General features: G+C 58.9%; 13 protein-coding genes. 5 read left to right on the top strand and 8 right to left on the bottom strand.

The window, feature by feature from the left end; translation table 11 throughout:
* Window positions 1–119 precede the first annotated feature (119 nt).
* On the bottom strand, window positions 120–1,007 hold the full coding sequence (locus KUA23_RS00065; protein WP_025854378.1) for a lysophospholipid acyltransferase: 888 nt from the start codon (window positions 1,005–1,007) through the stop codon (window positions 120–122).
* A 40-nt stretch (window positions 1,008–1,047) separates the two neighbouring features.
* On the bottom strand, window positions 1,048–1,605 hold the full coding sequence (locus KUA23_RS00060) for a DNA-3-methyladenine glycosylase I (RefSeq protein WP_078046203.1): 558 nt from the start codon (window positions 1,603–1,605) through the stop codon (window positions 1,048–1,050).
* Between the two features lie 81 nt (window positions 1,606–1,686).
* Here KUA23_RS00060 and glyQ point away from each other — a divergent pair, with 81 nt between their 5' ends.
* The 4 genes from glyQ to KUA23_RS00040 all read left to right on the top strand — a co-directional run bounded on the left by glyQ (window position 1,687) and on the right by KUA23_RS00040 (window position 6,083).
* The gene (gene glyQ, locus KUA23_RS00055; RefSeq protein ID WP_003187265.1) at window positions 1,687–2,640 is read left to right on the top strand and encodes a glycine--tRNA ligase subunit alpha; all 954 of its coding nucleotides are present in this window, start codon (window positions 1,687–1,689) and stop codon (window positions 2,638–2,640) included.
* Window positions 2,637–4,691: a glycine--tRNA ligase subunit beta gene (gene glyS / locus KUA23_RS00050; RefSeq protein ID WP_078046202.1), complete on the top strand. Its 2,055-nt coding sequence runs from the start codon at window positions 2,637–2,639 to the stop codon at window positions 4,689–4,691. Before glyQ ends, glyS begins: the two co-directional genes overlap by 4 nt.
* A 2-nt stretch (window positions 4,692–4,693) precedes the next feature.
* Window positions 4,694–5,230 (top strand): D-glycero-beta-D-manno-heptose 1,7-bisphosphate 7-phosphatase, encoded by a 537-nt coding sequence (gmhB, locus tag KUA23_RS00045; RefSeq protein ID WP_163002115.1) that lies wholly within the window; start codon window positions 4,694–4,696, stop codon window positions 5,228–5,230.
* Window positions 5,231–5,312: 82 nt separating this feature from the next.
* Window positions 5,313–6,083, top strand: a complete 771-nt coding sequence (locus KUA23_RS00040) for a lysophospholipid acyltransferase family protein (RefSeq protein WP_078046201.1) — start codon at window positions 5,313–5,315, stop codon at window positions 6,081–6,083.
* Window positions 6,084–6,265: 182 nt separating this feature from the next.
* On the opposite strand, the gene KUA23_RS00035 is transcribed toward KUA23_RS00040, so the two are convergent.
* Complete coding sequence (locus KUA23_RS00035; protein WP_078046200.1) at window positions 6,266–8,545, bottom strand: CHASE2 domain-containing protein; 2,280 nt, start codon at window positions 8,543–8,545, stop codon at window positions 6,266–6,268.
* Between the two features lie 3 nt (window positions 8,546–8,548).
* Window positions 8,549–9,421 carry a FecR family protein gene (locus KUA23_RS00030; protein WP_252994319.1) on the bottom strand — a complete coding sequence of 291 codons (873 nt, stop codon included), beginning with the start codon at window positions 9,419–9,421 and terminating at the stop codon, window positions 8,549–8,551.
* A 350-nt stretch (window positions 9,422–9,771) separates the two neighbouring features.
* Between KUA23_RS00030 and KUA23_RS00025 the strand changes: the two genes are divergently transcribed.
* Window positions 9,772–10,494 (top strand): response regulator transcription factor, encoded by a 723-nt coding sequence (locus KUA23_RS00025; RefSeq protein WP_078046198.1) that lies wholly within the window; start codon window positions 9,772–9,774, stop codon window positions 10,492–10,494.
* A 106-nt stretch (window positions 10,495–10,600) separates the two neighbouring features.
* Here the strand turns inward: KUA23_RS00025 and gyrB are convergent, their stop codons facing one another.
* Genes gyrB through dnaA form a run of 4 tightly spaced genes read right to left on the bottom strand, consistent with a single transcriptional unit; the run spans window position 10,601 to window position 16,806 of the window.
* Complete coding sequence (gyrB, locus tag KUA23_RS00020) at window positions 10,601–13,018, bottom strand: DNA topoisomerase (ATP-hydrolyzing) subunit B (protein ID WP_078046197.1); 2,418 nt, start codon at window positions 13,016–13,018, stop codon at window positions 10,601–10,603.
* Between the two features lie 4 nt (window positions 13,019–13,022).
* Complete coding sequence (gene recF / locus KUA23_RS00015; RefSeq protein ID WP_012721452.1) at window positions 13,023–14,126, bottom strand: DNA replication/repair protein RecF; 1,104 nt, start codon at window positions 14,124–14,126, stop codon at window positions 13,023–13,025.
* Window positions 14,127–14,146: 20 nt separating this feature from the next.
* Complete coding sequence (dnaN, locus tag KUA23_RS00010) at window positions 14,147–15,250, bottom strand: DNA polymerase III subunit beta (protein WP_010207719.1); 1,104 nt, start codon at window positions 15,248–15,250, stop codon at window positions 14,147–14,149.
* A 38-nt stretch (window positions 15,251–15,288) separates the two neighbouring features.
* Window positions 15,289–16,806, bottom strand: a complete 1,518-nt coding sequence (dnaA, locus tag KUA23_RS00005; protein WP_078046196.1) for a chromosomal replication initiator protein DnaA — start codon at window positions 16,804–16,806, stop codon at window positions 15,289–15,291.
* Window positions 16,807–16,818 lie beyond the last annotated feature (12 nt).

Genomic DNA, 16,818 nt, shown 5'->3' with positions numbered 1-16,818 from the left:
GTGGGAGCTGGCTTGCCTGCGATGGCATCAACTCGGTTTAACTCAAAGACTGAATTGCCTGCATCGCAGGCAAGCCAGCTCCCACATTAGATCTTCATGGGTCTTGAGTCAGGGGTGGCTCAATACCACCGCGCCTCACCCGGCGGGCGCTTCTTGAAGCGTTTCATGCTCCACATGTACTGGCTCGGGTACGCGCCGACATAACGTTCCACCACCTTGCTCATCGCCGCGCAGGACGTGGCGGTGTCGGTGCTGTACATGTCTTCCGGCGCCGCTTCCAGGATCACTTTGTAACCCGAACCGTCCGGCAGCCGCAGCGCATGCAGGAACACGCCTACCGCCTTGTGACCGGCGAGCATGTTCGGCACGAACTTGCTGGTCAGCGCCTGGGTGGCGAAGAATGGCACGAAGATCCCGGCGGATTCGGCCGGCTCCGGGTCGGCGGGGATACCTACCTGGCCGCCTTTACGCACTTCCTTGATCACACTGAGAATGCCTTCCTTGGTCGACGCGGCCACACGGTTGCCCAATTGCACGCGCTGCTTGCGCAGCAATTCGTCCACCGCCTTGAGTTTGGGCGGGCGGTAGAAAATGATCGGTTTGCATTGGCTGCAATAGAAGTGGTTCAGCACTTCCCAGTTGCCCAAGTGGCTGGTGATGCCGACCACGCCTTTGCCCGAGGCGAGGGCTTCATGCAGCACCTCCAGTCCTTCGACTTCACGCACCAGGTCAATGGAGCGCTGGGCCGGCCAGATCCAGGCGCAGGCGCTTTCGGTCAGGGACTTGCCGATGTCCATCAGGCTGCGGCCGACCAGCGCTTCGCGCTCGGCGGGGTCCATGTCCGGGAAGCATTTGGAGAGGTTGATCCGCACGGTGTCGCGGGAACGGTTGGGGGTTTTCCACATAATCCAGCCAATAGCCGTGCCGACGGCCTGGACAGCGCGCCATGGCAGCAGGGCAAACAGCCGGAGAGCGCCTACCAGCAAGGCGCCTTTAAACTTTTCCACAGGTCACTCCTGATCGTGTGTGGTGCGCAAAGCCGGCATTCTAACCGGCGTTGGCCAGGTCCGCGTAACGGTCGCAGTCCTGAGTGTGGTCCATGACCATGCCCGAGGCCTGCATGAACGCGTAGCAAATGGTCGGGCCGACAAAGGTAAAGCCGGCTTTTTTCAGCGTCTTGCTCATCGCTTCGGCCTCGGGCGTGATCGCCGGGACTTCGCTGCGATCCTTGAAATGGTTGACCTTGGGTGTGCCGCCGACGAAGGACCAGAGCAACCCCACCGGGTCCTCCAGCGCCAGCCAGGCGGCGGCATTGCGTCGGGTGGCATTGAGTTTCAGGCGGTTACGCACGATGCCCGGATCGAGCATCAGCGCTTCGATCTCGGCGTCGCTCAGTTGGGCCAAGCGCTGCGCATTAAAACCGAACAAGACCTTTCGATAATGCTCGCGTTTGCGTAAAACGGTGATCCAGGACAGGCCCGCCTGGAACCCTTCGAGTAAAAGCAACTCGAACAAACCCTGCGCATCGCGCAGCGGCGTTCCCCACTCCTGATCGTGATAAGCCATGTACAGCGGATCTTCAGAACACCAAAAGCAGCGTGGCATAAGGCTCCAGGGGATGGTGGCGCGGCCGAATCGGGTATACTCCCGCTCTTTAAATCGCAGCCCAAGTAACAGGTGAATTTCGTGAGCCAGCCTACGCCAGCCGTGCGTACCTTCCAAGACTTGATCCTCGCCCTCCAGCAATACTGGGCCGAGCAAGGTTGTGTGGTACTTCAGCCCTACGATATGGAAGTAGGCGCCGGCACTTTCCACACCGCTACCTTCCTGCGGGCCATTGGCCCGGAAACCTGGAACGCCGCTTATGTGCAGCCCAGTCGTCGCCCGACTGACGGCCGCTACGGCGAAAACCCGAACCGTCTGCAGCACTACTACCAGTTCCAGGTGGTACTGAAGCCGAACCCGGACAATTTCCAGGAACTGTACCTGGGCTCGCTCAAGCATGTGGGCCTCGACCCACTGGTCCATGACATCCGTTTTGTCGAAGACAACTGGGAATCGCCGACCCTGGGCGCCTGGGGCCTGGGCTGGGAAGTCTGGCTCAATGGCATGGAAGTGACGCAGTTCACTTACTTCCAGCAAGCCGGTGGCATCGAGTGCTACCCGGTGACCGGCGAGATCACCTACGGTCTCGAGCGCCTGGCCATGTACCTGCAAGGCGTGGACTCGGTCTACGACCTGGTGTGGGCTGACGGTCCGTTCGGCAAAGTGACCTACGGCGACGTGTTCCACCAGAACGAGGTGGAGCAGTCCACCTACAACTTCGAACACGCCAACGTCGACAAACTGTTCGAACTGTTCGACTTCTATGAAAGCGAAGCCAAGCGCCTGATCGAACTCGACCAGCCGCTGCCGTTGCCAAGCTATGAAATGGTGTTGAAGGCCTCCCATACCTTCAACCTGCTGGATGCCCGCCGTGCCATCTCGGTTACCGCGCGCCAGCAATACATCCTGCGTGTGCGCACCCTGGCGCGTTCCGTCGCCCAAGCCTACCTGCTGGCTCGCGCCAAGCTGGGCTTCCCGATGGCAACCCCGGACCTGCGTGATGAAGTGTTGGCTAAGCTGGAGGCTGCACAATGAGTGCTCAAGATTTCCTGGTTGAACTGGGCACCGAAGAGCTGCCACCCAAGGCACTGAACACCCTGGCCGACGCGTTCCTGGCCGGTATCGAAAAAGGCCTGCAGACCGCTGGCCTGAAATTCGCCGCGAAAAAAGTCTACGCCGCGCCACGTCGCCTGGCCGTGTTGCTGACCGCGCTGGAAACCCAGCAGCCGGACCGCAGCATCAACCTCGACGGCCCGCCACGCCAGGCGGCTTTCGATGCTGAAGGCAACCCGACTCAAGCTGCACTGGGTTTTGCCAAGAAGTGTGGCGTCGAGCTAAGCGAGATCGACCAGAGCGGCCCGAAACTACGTTTCAGCCAGGTCATCACCGGCAAGCCGACCGCCAGCCTGTTGCCGACCATCGTCGAAGATTCCCTGAACGACTTGCCGATTCCCAAGCGCATGCGCTGGGGTGCTCGCAAGGAAGAGTTCGTACGTCCGACCCAGTGGCTGGTGATGCTGCTCGGTGATCAAGTCATCGACTGCACCCTCCTCGCCCAGAAAGCCGGTCGTGATTCCCGTGGCCACCGCTTCCACCACCCGCAAGCCGTACGCATCACGTCGCCGGCCAACTACCTCAACGACCTGCGCGCCGCCTATGTGCTGGCCGACGCCAACGAGCGTCGCGAGCTGATCAGCAAGCGTACCGAAGAGCTGGCCCGCCTGCAGGAAGGCACCGCTATCGTGCCGCCAAGCCTGCTCGACGAAGTGACGGCGTTGGTTGAGTGGCCAGTGCCGCTGGTGTGCTCGTTCGAGGAACGTTTCCTCGACGTGCCGCAAGAAGCGCTGATCACTACCATGCAGGACAACCAGAAGTATTTCTGCCTGCTGGATGTGGATGGCAAGTTGCTGCCGCGTTTCATCACCGTGGCCAACATCGAGAGCAAGGACCCGCAGCAGATCATCGCCGGTAACGAAAAAGTCGTTCGCCCGCGCCTGACCGACGCCGAGTTCTTCTTCAAGCAAGACAAGAAGCAGAAGCTCGAAGACTTCAACCTGCGCCTGCAAAACGTGGTGTTCCAGGAAAAACTCGGCAGCGTCTACGACAAGGCCGTACGGGTCTCCAAGCTGGCCGCCTACATTGCGCCACGCATTGGCGGCGATTCCGCCTGGGCTGCGCGTGCAGGCTTGCTGTCCAAGTGCGACCTGGCCACCGAGATGGTCGGCGAGTTCCCGGAGATGCAAGGTGTCGCCGGCTACTACTACGCGCTCAACGACGGCGAGCCGCAAGATGTCGCCCTGGCCCTGAACGAGCAATACATGCCACGCGGTGCCGGCGCTGAACTGCCGACCACCCTGACCGGTGCAGCCGTGGCGATCGCCGACAAGCTGGATACCCTTGTGGGTATCTTCGGTATCGGCATGTTGCCAACCGGCAGCAAAGACCCGTATGCCCTGCGCCGTGCGGCCCTGGGCGTGCTGCGTATCCTCATCGACAAGAAGCTCGACCTCGACCTGACCCAGGCCGTGGTGTTCGCCGTCGGCCAGTTCGGTGCCAAGGTCAAGCAGGCCGGCCTGGCCGAGCAAGTGCTGGAGTTCGTGTTCGACCGCCTGCGTGCGCGCTACGAAGACGAAGGCGTGGACGTGTCGGTGTACCTGTCGGTACGTGCCCTGCAGCCGGGTTCGGCGCTGGACTTCGACCAGCGCGTACAAGCCGTGCAGGCCTTCCGCAAACTGCCGGAAGCCGATGCACTGGCCGCCGTGAACAAGCGTGTGTCGAACCTGCTGAGCAAGGCCGAAGGCCTGGGCAATGCCGACGTCGACCCTGGCCTGTTTGCAGACGCCAAGGAGTTTTCGCTGAACTCGGCCATCGCCAAGGCTGAAAACGCCGTGAAGCCGCTGATCGCCGAGCGCAACTACGCCGAAGCATTGGCGCGCCTGGCCACCTTGCGTGAGCCGGTGGATGCGTTCTTCGAAGCCGTGATGATCAATGCCGAAGATGCCGGCGTGCGGAAAAACCGCTACGCCATGCTGGCGCGCCTGCGTGGCTTGTTCGTCAATATCGCTGACATTTCGACGCTGAGCTGACCATGTTGAAACTGCTGATTCTCGATCGGGACGGAGTGATCAACTACGACTCCGACGCTTACATCAAGTCGGTGGCGGAATGGATTCCACTGCCCGGTTCGATCGAGGCCATCGCGCAGTTGAGCAAAGCTGGCTGGACAGTGGCGATCGCCACCAACCAGTCCGGCATCGCCCGTGGTTACTACGACATCGCCACCCTGGACGCCATGCACGCACGCCTGCGCGCGTTGGTGGCCGAGCAGGGCGGTGAGGTGGGGCTGGTGGTCTACTGCCCCCACGGGCCGGATGAGGGCTGCGATTGCCGCAAACCCAAACCCGGCATGTTGAAAACCATTGCAGAACATTACAAGGTGCCCTTGGCTGGGATATGGTTCGTCGGGGACAGCCTCGGTGACCTGGAGGCGGCCAAAGCCGTCGACTCTCAGCCAGTTTTGGTTAAGACCGGGAAAGGCGAAAAGACCCAGGCGAAAAACCTGCCGGTAGGCACCTTGATTTTTGACGATCTGGCGGCCGTTGCCGCAGAACTTATCAACAACTAGCCGCCCTCGACTTCCTGACCAAGGATTGTTCGGGAGTGCGCTTTTAACAGGCGGGCGTTGTCCCGCAACGGTAAATGCCGCCATGTCGATTTTGCAGGCCATCAGAACCTTCTTCTTTTACCTGCTGTTGGGCACCAGTTCGTTTCTCTGGTGCACCCTGAGCTTTTTTATCGCGCCTTTCCTGCCGTTCAAGGCGCGCTATCGCTTTATCAACGTCTATTGGTGCCGCTGCGCGTTGTGGCTGACCAAGGTGTTCCTGAACATCCGCTTCGAGATCAAGGGCGCGGAAAACGTACCGGACCAGCCCTGCGTGATTCTGTCTAACCACCAGAGCACCTGGGAGACGTTCTTTCTCTCGGCGTACTTCTCGCCGTTGAGCCAGGTGCTTAAGCGCGAATTGCTGTATGTACCGTTCTTCGGCTGGGCCATGGCCATGTTGCGGCCGATCGCCATTGACCGTGACAACCCCAAGGCGGCCCTCAAGCACGTGGCCAAGAAGGGCGACGAGTTGCTCAAGGATGGTGTTTGGGTGCTGATCTTCCCCGAAGGCACTCGTGTGCCCTACGGCACCGTGGGCAAGTTCTCACGTGGAGGCACGGCGTTGGCCGTCAACGCCAACCTGCCCGTACTGCCGATTGCCCACAACGCCGGCAAATTCTGGCCAAAAACCGGCTGGGCTAAACGCGAAGGCACCATCACCGTAGTCATCGGCGAACCGATGTACGCCGAAGGTGAAGGGCCACGGGCGATTGCTGCGCTGAATGACCGTGCTGCGGCCTGGAATGAAGCGCAGCAACGGGCCATGGGTTCGCTGCCGCCTGAGCCCGTTGTGGTGGACACGCCGGTGATCTGAGCATCTGTGGATAACCTGTGCACGGTTTGTTGGCGAATTGCACTTTTTGACTTATAAGAAGCTGATTTTATTACATATTTCCCAAGCTCATAAAATCACGGAAAAGGTGCATAAGTTTTTTCCGCAGAAAAAAACCGGTCCTTGCGACCGGTTTTTTAAGCACAGCAGTAAAGTAGGATTTCTCAGTCTTCCAACAGGGGCAATTGCAGGCTGAACGTGGTGCCTTTGCCTACCACGCTTTCACAGCTGATACGTCCACCATGGCGCTCCACCACCGCTTTGACCATGGTCAGTCCAAGCCCCAAACCTTCGCTGCCCTGGGCGGAATCAAAGCGCCGGTATTGGCTGAACAACTCGGGCAGGTCCTCTGCCGCAATCCCAGGCCCCTGGTCACTGATACGACATTCCAACCAGCCCTGCGCACTGCTATGTCTGAGCCGGACAGTGGTGCCGGAGGGCGAATACTTGATGGCGTTCTCCAGCACGTTAAACAATGCCCGCGTGAGCAGTGACTGATCCGCAGACACCATGCCCTCATCGGCTTCATCCAGATCGTGAACCAGGTGGATACCCTTGAGCTGGGCAATCAACGCGACTTGATCAAAGGCATCCATGACCAACATGGCGAACAATGTTGGCTGGAACTGGTAACCGTCAGCCTCGGCCTTGGCCAGTTGCACAAAGGATTCCGTGAGGCTCAAGGCGCGACGAACTTGCTGTTCGATTTGGGCGAACACTTGGGACTCGCCGTTATGCACATCCAGTAGCGCCAGGATCGCCGAGTGTGGTGCACGCAGGTCGTGGGAGAGGAACCGTAACATCGTCTCGCGATGTTGCTGGGCTTCGCGCTCCTTGCTCAAGTCCGTCAGGCTCAGCAGCCAGCCCAGTGCGACATCGCCTTCGGCCGGCAACAAGGGCGCCAACTCCATGCGCAGGCTGCGTTGGTGGATATCCCGGAACTCGACCAGCTCCAGCGCCGAGAGGGCAGGGCGAACGCCATTGTGCAGCGGCGGGTAGCCCAGGTCGGCCAACTGCTCCAGCAGGTTTTCGGTAACAAGGTCATTGCCGAACACGTCACGGGCGATACGGTTGGCCAACAGGATATTGCCCTTGGGGTCTGTGATCAGCGTTGCAACCGGTAGGCATTCCAGGCCATCGGCCATAAAGCGCCGCGTGTCACGCGTGCGGCTTACGGCCTGCTCCAAGGCAAAGATACGCGCCTGCAAGACATCCCCCCTGCTGGCGGGCGCACGGCGGCGTTCGGGCAGGACTTTGGGTTCGTTGTCCAGGCGCGCCAGTTCCCAGCCGAAGTAGGCGAGGATCACACTGAGGCGACGCCAGTTCCAAATCAGGTAACTGAGCAGCAAACCGATCAAGCAGGCCGCGGGCGACCACCAGTGCCCCAGGCGCAACAGGGCCAAGGAACCCAGCAGTGCGGCAGACATGCAGCCCAGGGTCATCCACAACGCGTAGCGCGGACGGTAGAGCAGCAAGCCCAACAGCAATGCCACCAGGGACGTCGCCATAAGCGCCGCGAGCCATCCCGGCAAATCGACAATGCTGCGGCCTTGAAGCAAGCCATTGAGTACGTTGGCTTGGATCTCCACGCCCGCAGTGGTGCCAACCGTGGAGGACAGCGGCGTGACAAAACGATCGCCCAAGCCTGAAGCTGTTGACCCCACCAAAATCAGGCGACCGCGCAACTGCTCGGGCGGTACTTCACCGCGCAGAACGCTGACGTAGGACACGCTAGGAAAATGGGTGTGTGGTGCGATGAATGGGATGCGGATCGAGTGTTCACGGTGCCAGTGTTGGGTGAGCGCCTGCAGAGGCTCACCCGGCATCTCTGACAACTCGCCGCTCATCTCGTAGGCCAGCCAAGCCAGTTGGGGCGCCGTGGCGTCTGGTGGACCTTCACGCAGGTACAGGCTGCGGACCACACCGTCGTTGTCGGCCTCCACATTGATATGGCCCACACCCTTGGCGCATTTATGCAGCGGCTGCATCTGTGCGCTGGGTTGGCTGTAGCTCGCCGTGCCCTCACGCACCAGCGGCAGCAACACATTGCCGGCATTGCAGACCGCCTCTGCCAGGCGTTTGTCATTGGTCGGGTCGCCGGCTTCACTGAAGATCACATCGAACAGGATACCCGCCGGTTGTGCCGCATTGAGACGATCGATCAGGTCAGCATGCAAACTGCGCGGCCAGGGCCATTGACCGAGCTTTTTCAGGCTGGGGTCGTCGATGGTCACCAGCAGGATACGCGGGTCTACCGGTAGCGGGGTGAGGCGGCGCAGGCTGTCATACAACGGATTATTCAGCGCCAGGCCAGGGCTCAAGGACAGGTAAGCGGTGATCGGCAATAGCAGCAAGCCAATCCACAGCCACTCGCGCACTAAGCCGTGGAACAGGCGCTGGGCATGGGTAGGTTGGCGTTTCTCGGCCTTGCCCCAAAGCATCATAGGTCAACGTGCCTGGGCGGTGGGTGGGTAGTAGAAGATGTCATAGACCCCGGTTTCTCCCTCCAGGCCGTTTTCATCGTATGCCGACAAGCGCACGTGATAGAACGAGGCTTTGAGCCCAGTGAAGCTCATTTTCGGCGTGCTGGAAAAGTTTTCCTGCTTGATGTTCATAAAGGCTTTATCAGTGGCGACTTGGGCGCGGTACCGCTGGGCACCCGGCAGTGGCCGAAGGTACAGACTCCAGACCGGCGCATCGCCCTTTTGGCCATCCTGCCCCACGAGCTTCGGTGCGGTAAGCAACTCAACGGGTTTCAAATCACCGTGTTTCTTGAACAACAAACCTTCCCGGGCGCCCACGTTGACCTCCTGTTCCACGGTCCGGGTCTTAGTCTCGCGATTGACGGCGACCTGACCGTCCAACACTTCGAGTACCGATTGCTCAGTGTCGTTACGCACCCGAAAGTGTGTGCCTCGTACACCCAGCACACCCACGGGGGTGACGATCTGGAAACGGTCATGTTCGCTGGCGCGCTTGATCACATACGCTTCCGCCTGGCCCTGATCGAGTACAACCTGGGGAATCGACTGCTTCTTTTCCAGATGCAATCGCACCTGGGAACTGGAAGGTAATACCACCCGGGATCCGTCACCGAGCAACAAGCTGACGAACGCCGACGCCGATGTCTTTACACCTTCCTGTTCATCAATGGTCATGCCTTCCAGCAAAGGGCTTGCCTTGCCTTTGGTATCGAGTTTCCACGCTTCCCCGGTGAGGTGCTGAACCACTGCCGGTAGAGGCTGGGCTCGGCACAGAAAGTCGTCATCAATGTAAGGCGAACGATTCTTGGCGGCAGCCCCCACAGAGCCGACCGCCATGATCAGCAGTGGGGGGAGGGCGCGGCGTAACCGGTTCGGTGAAAGGATCATGATGCTCATCAAGGTCGGGGTTCCAGAGGGCGTCGGCTATCAGCGCACAGGAGTTTACGACAGCGCATGCGTCGGCTGATCCTTTTCCTTATGGTCGGGAGCCGGTATCTTTCCCACATAGGTCGCGACGACTTTCAGTGGGTTCACCCCTCATTGATCCCAGCGTACCGAGAGATCCAAGGGGTCGACGAATCTGAGCACAATTCTTCAGATTCAACGGCCGGCATCTGCGCAGTACGTACCCATCAATAACACCAGGCTGACGGCTGCCGTACTCTTTAAGTAGAAAGGACCCACCCATGCGTGTCGCAATACTGGATGACGAACCCGCGGAACTGCGCCGGGTGGAACAGACACTGCGACAAATCCCCAGCACCGCCGAACACCCCTGGACCCTGCATTGCTTCGAACGCGGTGAAGACCTGCTTCGCCAACTGCGCCGGGAAACGTTCGACCTGTTGATACTCGACTGGCAATTGCCCGATATCACCGGGATTGCATTGCTACGCTGGACCCGCGAACACATGGAGTCGCCTCCTGCCGTCATCATGCTCACCAGCCGTGACGCCGAGAGCGATATCGTCACTGCGCTGAACAGCGGTGCGGATGACTACGTCAGCAAACCCTTTCGCCCCAATGAACTGAAGGCGAGGGTCACGGCGGTTCTGCGTCGCCACGGCCTACAGAAATCCGCCAACCATGAAGTGCAAAGCTTCAACGACCTGACCTTCGATGACGCAGAATTGACCGTCACCCGCGCGGGTAAACCTATCAACCTGACCGAGCGAGAATACCGACTGGCCAGTTGCTTATTTGCCAATTTGGCGCGGCCACTGTCTCGCGAGTACCTCTACGAGCGGTTCTGGACCCATGAAGAAATGGTGTCCTCACGTCCGCTGGATACGCATATCTACCGGTTGCGCAATAAGCTGGGGCTCACCGCCGATCGCGGTTGGCAGCTGCTGACCATCTACGGGTATGGGTACCGATTGGAGAGCGTGGCGACTGTTTCGGAAAGCTAGAAACGCTGATGTTCCACGTGGAGCAATTTGTAGATCACTGAACACTGCCCAATAAAAAAGGCCAACGCTAAGCGTTGGCCTTTTTTGGTTTGGCTGTTTGCCTGAATCAGAAGTCCAGGTTAGACACCGCCAACGCATTGCTCTCGATGAAGTCACGACGAGGCTCGACCGCATCACCCATGAGGGTGTTGAAGATCTGGTCCGCGCCAATGGCGTCTTCGATGGTCACGCGCAGCATACGACGCTGAGCCGGATCCATAGTGGTTTCCCACAGTTGATCCGGGTTCATTTCGCCCAGACCTTTGTATCGCTGGATAGTGTGACGCTTGGTGCTTTCGGCCATCAGCCAGTCGAGGGCTTCCTTGAACTCCTTGACCTGCTTCTTGCGTTCGCCACGCTGAATATAAGCACCGTCGTCCAGCAGGGTGCTCAGTTGCGCGCCCAGGGTAACCACGGTCTTGTAGTCATTGCTGCCGAAGAAGTCGCGGTTGAAGGTGACGTAGTTCGACAGGCCGTGGGAGATCAATTCGACCTCTGGCAGCCAGACGTTACGTTCACGGTCTTCACGCAGGCTGGCTTTGTACACCAGGCCGGACTTCTCCGAAGTGCGCAGGCGGGTTTCGTATTGAGCCAGCCAATTCTGCATGTGGGCGTGATCACCCAATTGCTCCAGACTCACGGACGGCAGGTAGATGAAGTGCTCGGTCAGTTCCTGCGGGTACAGGCGCGACAGACGCTTGAGGGTCTTCATTACCATGCGGAAATCGTTAACCAGACGCTCCAACGCCTCACCGGAGATACCCGGCGCTTCGTCGTTCAAGTGCAGGCTGGCATCTTCCAAGGCCGACTGCGTCATGTACTCTTCCATGGCGTCGTCGTCTTTGATGTATTGCTCTTGCTTGCCTTTTTTCACTTTGTACAACGGCGGTTGGGCGATGTAGATATAGCCGCGTTCGATCAGCTCAGGCAACTGACGGAAGAAGAAGGTCAGCAGCAGGGTACGGATGTGCGAACCGTCGACGTCAGCATCGGTCATGATGATGATGTTGTGATAACGCAGCTTGTCGATGTTGTATTCGTCACGACCGATACCGCAACCCAACGCCGTGATCAAGGTGCCAACTTCCTGGGAAGAAATCATCTTGTCGAAGCGCGCCTTCTCGACGTTGAGGATCTTACCCTTCAACGGCAGGATGGCCTGGGTGCGACGGTTACGACCCTGCTTGGCGGAACCGCCAGCAGAGTCACCTTCCACCAGGTACAGTTCGGAGAGGGCAGGGTCCTTCTCCTGGCAGTCAGCGAGTTTGCCCGGCAGGCCGGCAATGTCCAACGCGCCTTTACGACGGGTCATTTCACGGGCCTTACGCGCGGCTTCACGGGCACGTGCAGCGTCGATCATCTTGCCGACGACCAACTTGGCTTCGTTCGGGTTCTCCAGCAGGAAGTCGGAGAAGTACTTGCCCATCTCCTGCTCCACTGCGGTCTTCACTTCGGAAGACACCAGCTTGTCTTTGGTCTGGGAGCTGAACTTCGGATCCGGTACTTTCACCGAGATAATCGCGGTCAAGCCTTCGCGGGCATCGTCACCGGTGGTGGCAACTTTATGCTTCTTCGCCAGGCCTTCGGCTTCGATGTAGGTGTTCAGGTTACGCGTCAGTGCCGAACGGAAACCCACCAGGTGAGTACCGCCATCGCGCTGAGGAATGTTGTTGGTGAAGCACAACAGGTTCTCGTTGAAGCTGTCGTTCCACTGCAAGGCGATTTCCACGCCAATGCCGTCTTCACGCTGGATGTTGAAGTGGAACACCTGGTTGACCGCAGTCTTGTTGGTGTTCAGGTATTCAACGAACGCACGCAAGCCGCCTTCGTACTTGAACAGCTCTTCCTTGCCGCTGCGCTCGTCCTTGAGGACGATACCCACGCCGGAGTTAAGGAACGACAGTTCACGAATACGCTTGGCCAGGATGTCCCAGCTGAAGTGAATATTCTTGAAGGTTTCAGCCGATGGCTTGAAGTGAATCTGGGTGCCGGTGGTTTCACTGTCGCCGACGATTTTCATCGGTTCTTGTGGAACGCCGTGAACGTAGGTCTGTTCCCAGATCTTGCCGCTGCGGCGCACAGTCAGGATCAGCTCTTCGGACAGTGCGTTCACTACCGAAACGCCCACACCGTGCAAACCGCCGGAGACTTTATAGGAGTTGTCGTCGAACTTACCGCCAGCGTGGAGCACGGTCATGATGACCTCTGCCGCCGAAACGCCTTCTTCTTTGTGCACGTCTACCGGAATGCCGCGACCGTTGTCGCGTACGGTAATCGACTCATCCGGGTGGATGATAATGCTGATGTCGTCGCAGTGACCGGCCAGAGCTTCGTCGATGGAGTTGTCGACCACCTCGAACACCATGTGGTGCAGACCGCTACCGTCATCAGTGTCGCCAATGTACATACCGGGACGTTTGCGTACGGCATCCAAACCTTTCAGCACTTTAATGCTGGTCGAGTCGTACGTGTTTTCTTCGCTCATGCCTTCACTCCCGATGGTCGTGGGTCTGGGTGATACGGCCTTGTTCCACGTGGAACAAAGCGACTGGCGTTTCCGTCTGCCAGCCTTCCCTCAATAATTCGTGGTCTACACAGGTGATAAACACCTGGCAGCGTAATTCTTCCAACAAGCGGCATAGCGCGCGGCGGTGTTGCTCGTCGAGCTCAGACGGCAAGTCATCCACCAGATAAATACACTGACCGCGTCGGGCCTGACTAACCAGATGGCCCTGGGCGATCCGCAATGCACATACCACCAACTTCTGCTGGCCACGGGACAAGATATCCGCAGCATTGTGAGCGCCTAACCTAAGGCGCAAATCAGCTCGCTGGGGTCCGGCTTGGGTATGGCCAATTTGCTGATCCCGCTGCAAGGACGTTGCGAGCACTGCACTCAGCTCACGCTCTTTGTCCCAACCCCGGTAGTAACTCAGCGTCAGTCCCTCGAGATCCAACAATTCACTCAAGGTCTGTTCAAAGACTGGTTTCAAGGCTTTGATATAGGCACGGCGGTATTCATCTATTTCGTCGCTGGCCAGGCACAGTTCCCGGTCCCAGGCCGCTTGCGAAGCGGCGTCAAGTGTACCATGCCGCAGCCATGAGTTCCGCTGCCGCAGGGCCTTCTGCAAGCGCTGCCACGTGGCCATGAACCGGGGTTCCACGTGGAACACCCCCCAATCGAGGAATTGCCTGCGGATTTTGGGCGCACCTTCCAATAGGCGGAAACTGTCAGGGTTGATCAATTGCAGCGGCAGGATCTCCGCCAACTGCGCAGCACTGCGAGCATTTTGCCCGTCAATGCGAATTTGGAACTCTCCGCCACGATCACGGGAAATCCCCAGGCTGCTGTGCCCACCTTCTGCCAGTTCAACCTGGCCAAACACCGTGCATGCCAACTGCTCATACTGGATGACTGGTAACAACCGAGCACTGCGAAAGGAACGGGCAAGCCCCAACAGGTGAATGGCTTCCAGCACGCTGGTTTTGCCACTGCCGTTGGCGCCGTGGAGGATATTGATGCGGGGGGAGGGGGAGAAGGTCACCGGGTGCAAATTGCGCACCGCGGTGACCGAGACGCGACTGAGGGACATCTAGCTTCTGCTGAGCATGGTTACAGGCGCATCGGCATGACAACATAAGCCGAGTCGTCGTTGTCGGATTCCTGTACCAGGGCGCTGCTGTTGGAGTCCGACAGAATCAGGCGAACCTGTTCGGTGGTCATCACACCCAGCACGTCCAGCAGGTAGCTCACGTTGAAGCCGATCTCCAGCGAACCGCCATTGTAATCGACGCCCACTTCTTCTTCCGCTTCTTCCTGCTCCGGGTTGTTCGCCTGGATCTTCAACTGACCGTTGGCCAGTTGCAGACGGATACCGCGGTACTTTTCGTTGGACAGAATCGCGGTACGGCTAAACGCTTCGCGCAGTGCCTGACGATCACCGAGAACCAGCTTGTCGCCACCTTTAGGCAGCACGCGCTCGTAATCCGGGAATTTGCCGTCCACCAACTTGGAAGTGAAGGTGAACTCACCGGTGGTGGCGCGAATATGGTGCTGACCCAGCACGATGCTGACATTGCCTTCCGGCTCGGTGAGCAGGCGCGCCAGCTCAAGGATACCCTTGCGTGGCACGATCACCTGGTGACGGTCCGGCTGGCCGATATCGGCGCGCATCGAACACATGGCCAGACGGTGACCGTCTGTAGCCACGGCGCGGATGATGCCTTCCGATACTTCCAACAGCATACCGTTGAGGTAGTAACGCACGTCCTGCTGGGCCATGGCGAAGCTGGTGCGCTCGATCAAGCGACGCAGCTTGCTCTGCTCCAGGCTGCAGGTCAGCGAGCCCGGGCCTTCTTCAACGGTCGGGAAATCATTCGCCGGCAACGTGGACAGGGTGAAACGGCTGCGGCCGGCCTTGACGACCAATTTCGCTTCATCAACCTTGATGTCGATCAGCGCGTCGTTCGGCAGGCTTTTGCAGATATCCATCAGCTTGCGCGCCGGTACGGTGATCTCGCCCGGCTCGGCAGGCTCTTCCAACTGCACACGACCGACCAGCTCGACTTCCAAGTCAGTACCGGTCAAGGACAATTGCTGGCCTTCGACTACCAGCAATACGTTGGAGAGCACCGGCAAGGTCTGTCGGCGCTCGACGACGCCTGCGACCAGTTGCAGGGGTTTCAACAGGGCTTCGCGTTGAATGGTGAAATGCATGGTCTAGTCCCTTGCCTTAATAAGCTGCGCTGGTGTCATCAAGTTGTCAGTGTACGCAGCAGGTTCTTGTAGTCCTCGCGAATATCCGCGTCGGATTCCTTAAGTTCGTTGATCTTGCGGCACGCGTGCAAGACCGTGGTGTGGTCGCGTCCGCCAAACACATCACCGATTTCCGGCAGGCTGTGGTTGGTCAACTCCTTGGAGAGGGCCATGGCCACCTGACGAGGACGTGCCACCGAGCGCGAGCGGCGCTTGGACAGCAGGTCGGAAATCTTGATCTTGTAGTACTCGGCCACGGTGCGCTGGATGTTATCCACACTCACCAGTTTGTCCTGCAGTGCCAGCAAGTCTTTGAGGGATTCGCGGATCAGCTCGATGGTGATGTCGCGGCCCATGAAGTGCGAATGCGCAATGACCCGCTTGAGTGCGCCTTCCAGCTCACGCACGTTGGAGCGGATACGCTGGGCGATGAAGAACGCTGCATCGTGCGGCAAATCGACTTTGGCCTGGTCGGCCTTTTTCATCAGGATCGCGACCCGGGTTTCCAGCTCCGGCGGCTCTACCGCAACGGTCAGGCCCCAGCCGAAGCGCGATTTAAGGCGTTCTTCCAAACCTTCGATTTCTTTCGGGTAACGGTCGCTGGTCAAGATGACCTGCTGGCCACCTTCGAGCAGGGCGTTGAAGGTGTGGAAAAACTCTTCCTGGGAACGCTCTTTGCGGGCAAAGAATTGAATGTCATCGATCAGCAACGCATCAACCGAGCGGTAGAACCGCTTGAATTCATTGATCGCGTTGAGCTGCAAGGCCTTGACCATGTCAGCCACGAAGCGCTCCGAGTGCAGGTACACAACCTTGGCATTCGGGTTCTTCTTTAATAGGTGGTTACCCACAGCGTGCATCAAGTGGGTCTTACCCAAGCCAACGCCGCCATATAGGAAGAGCGGGTTGTAACCATGCTTGGGGTTATCGGCTACCTGCCAAGCGGCTGCACGAGCCAGTTGGTTGGATTTACCTTCAACGAAGTTCTCGAAGGTGAACGTACGGTTCAGGTAGCTGGTGTGCTTGAGCGCGCCTTCGACCTGCACGGTGCGCTGTTCGGCGCGGACCGGGGCCTGCTGGGAACTGGCGCCTGCCATCGGATCGAAGCTGTCGCGGGACGGCTCTTCATTTATAGGCGCGTTTTTCTGCGACGCGGATTTCGAAGCCGTCTGGGCCACCGGTGCTGGCGAGTTATTAACAGGCGCTGCTGCCTGTGCCTGCGAGGCACTAGCCGCCAATGGCGCGTTCGGCGCAGCGCGAGGCGCGGAGCTGCGTTTGCTGCCTATTAACAAGGAGAGCACGGGCGCGAGTCCGTTGCCATGTTCGTCGAGCAATTCGAGAACGCGGCTCAGGTACTTCTCGTTTACCCAGTCGAGAACAAAACGATTGGGCGCGTAGACACGCAACTCGTCGCCTTCGGCTTCGACCTGTAGCGGACGGATCCAGGTGTTGAATTGCTGGGCAGGCAGCTCATCGCGCAAAAGCTCCACGCACTGCTGCCAAAGTTCCACTGACACGGATATCCCCTA

The sequence above is a fragment of the Pseudomonas pergaminensis genome, from assembly GCF_024112395.2.
Lineage (GTDB): Bacteria > Pseudomonadota > Gammaproteobacteria > Pseudomonadales > Pseudomonadaceae > Aquipseudomonas > Aquipseudomonas pergaminensis.
Note: the sequence above shows the minus strand (reverse complement) of the source record. Positions and strands in the feature narration are given on the sequence as shown.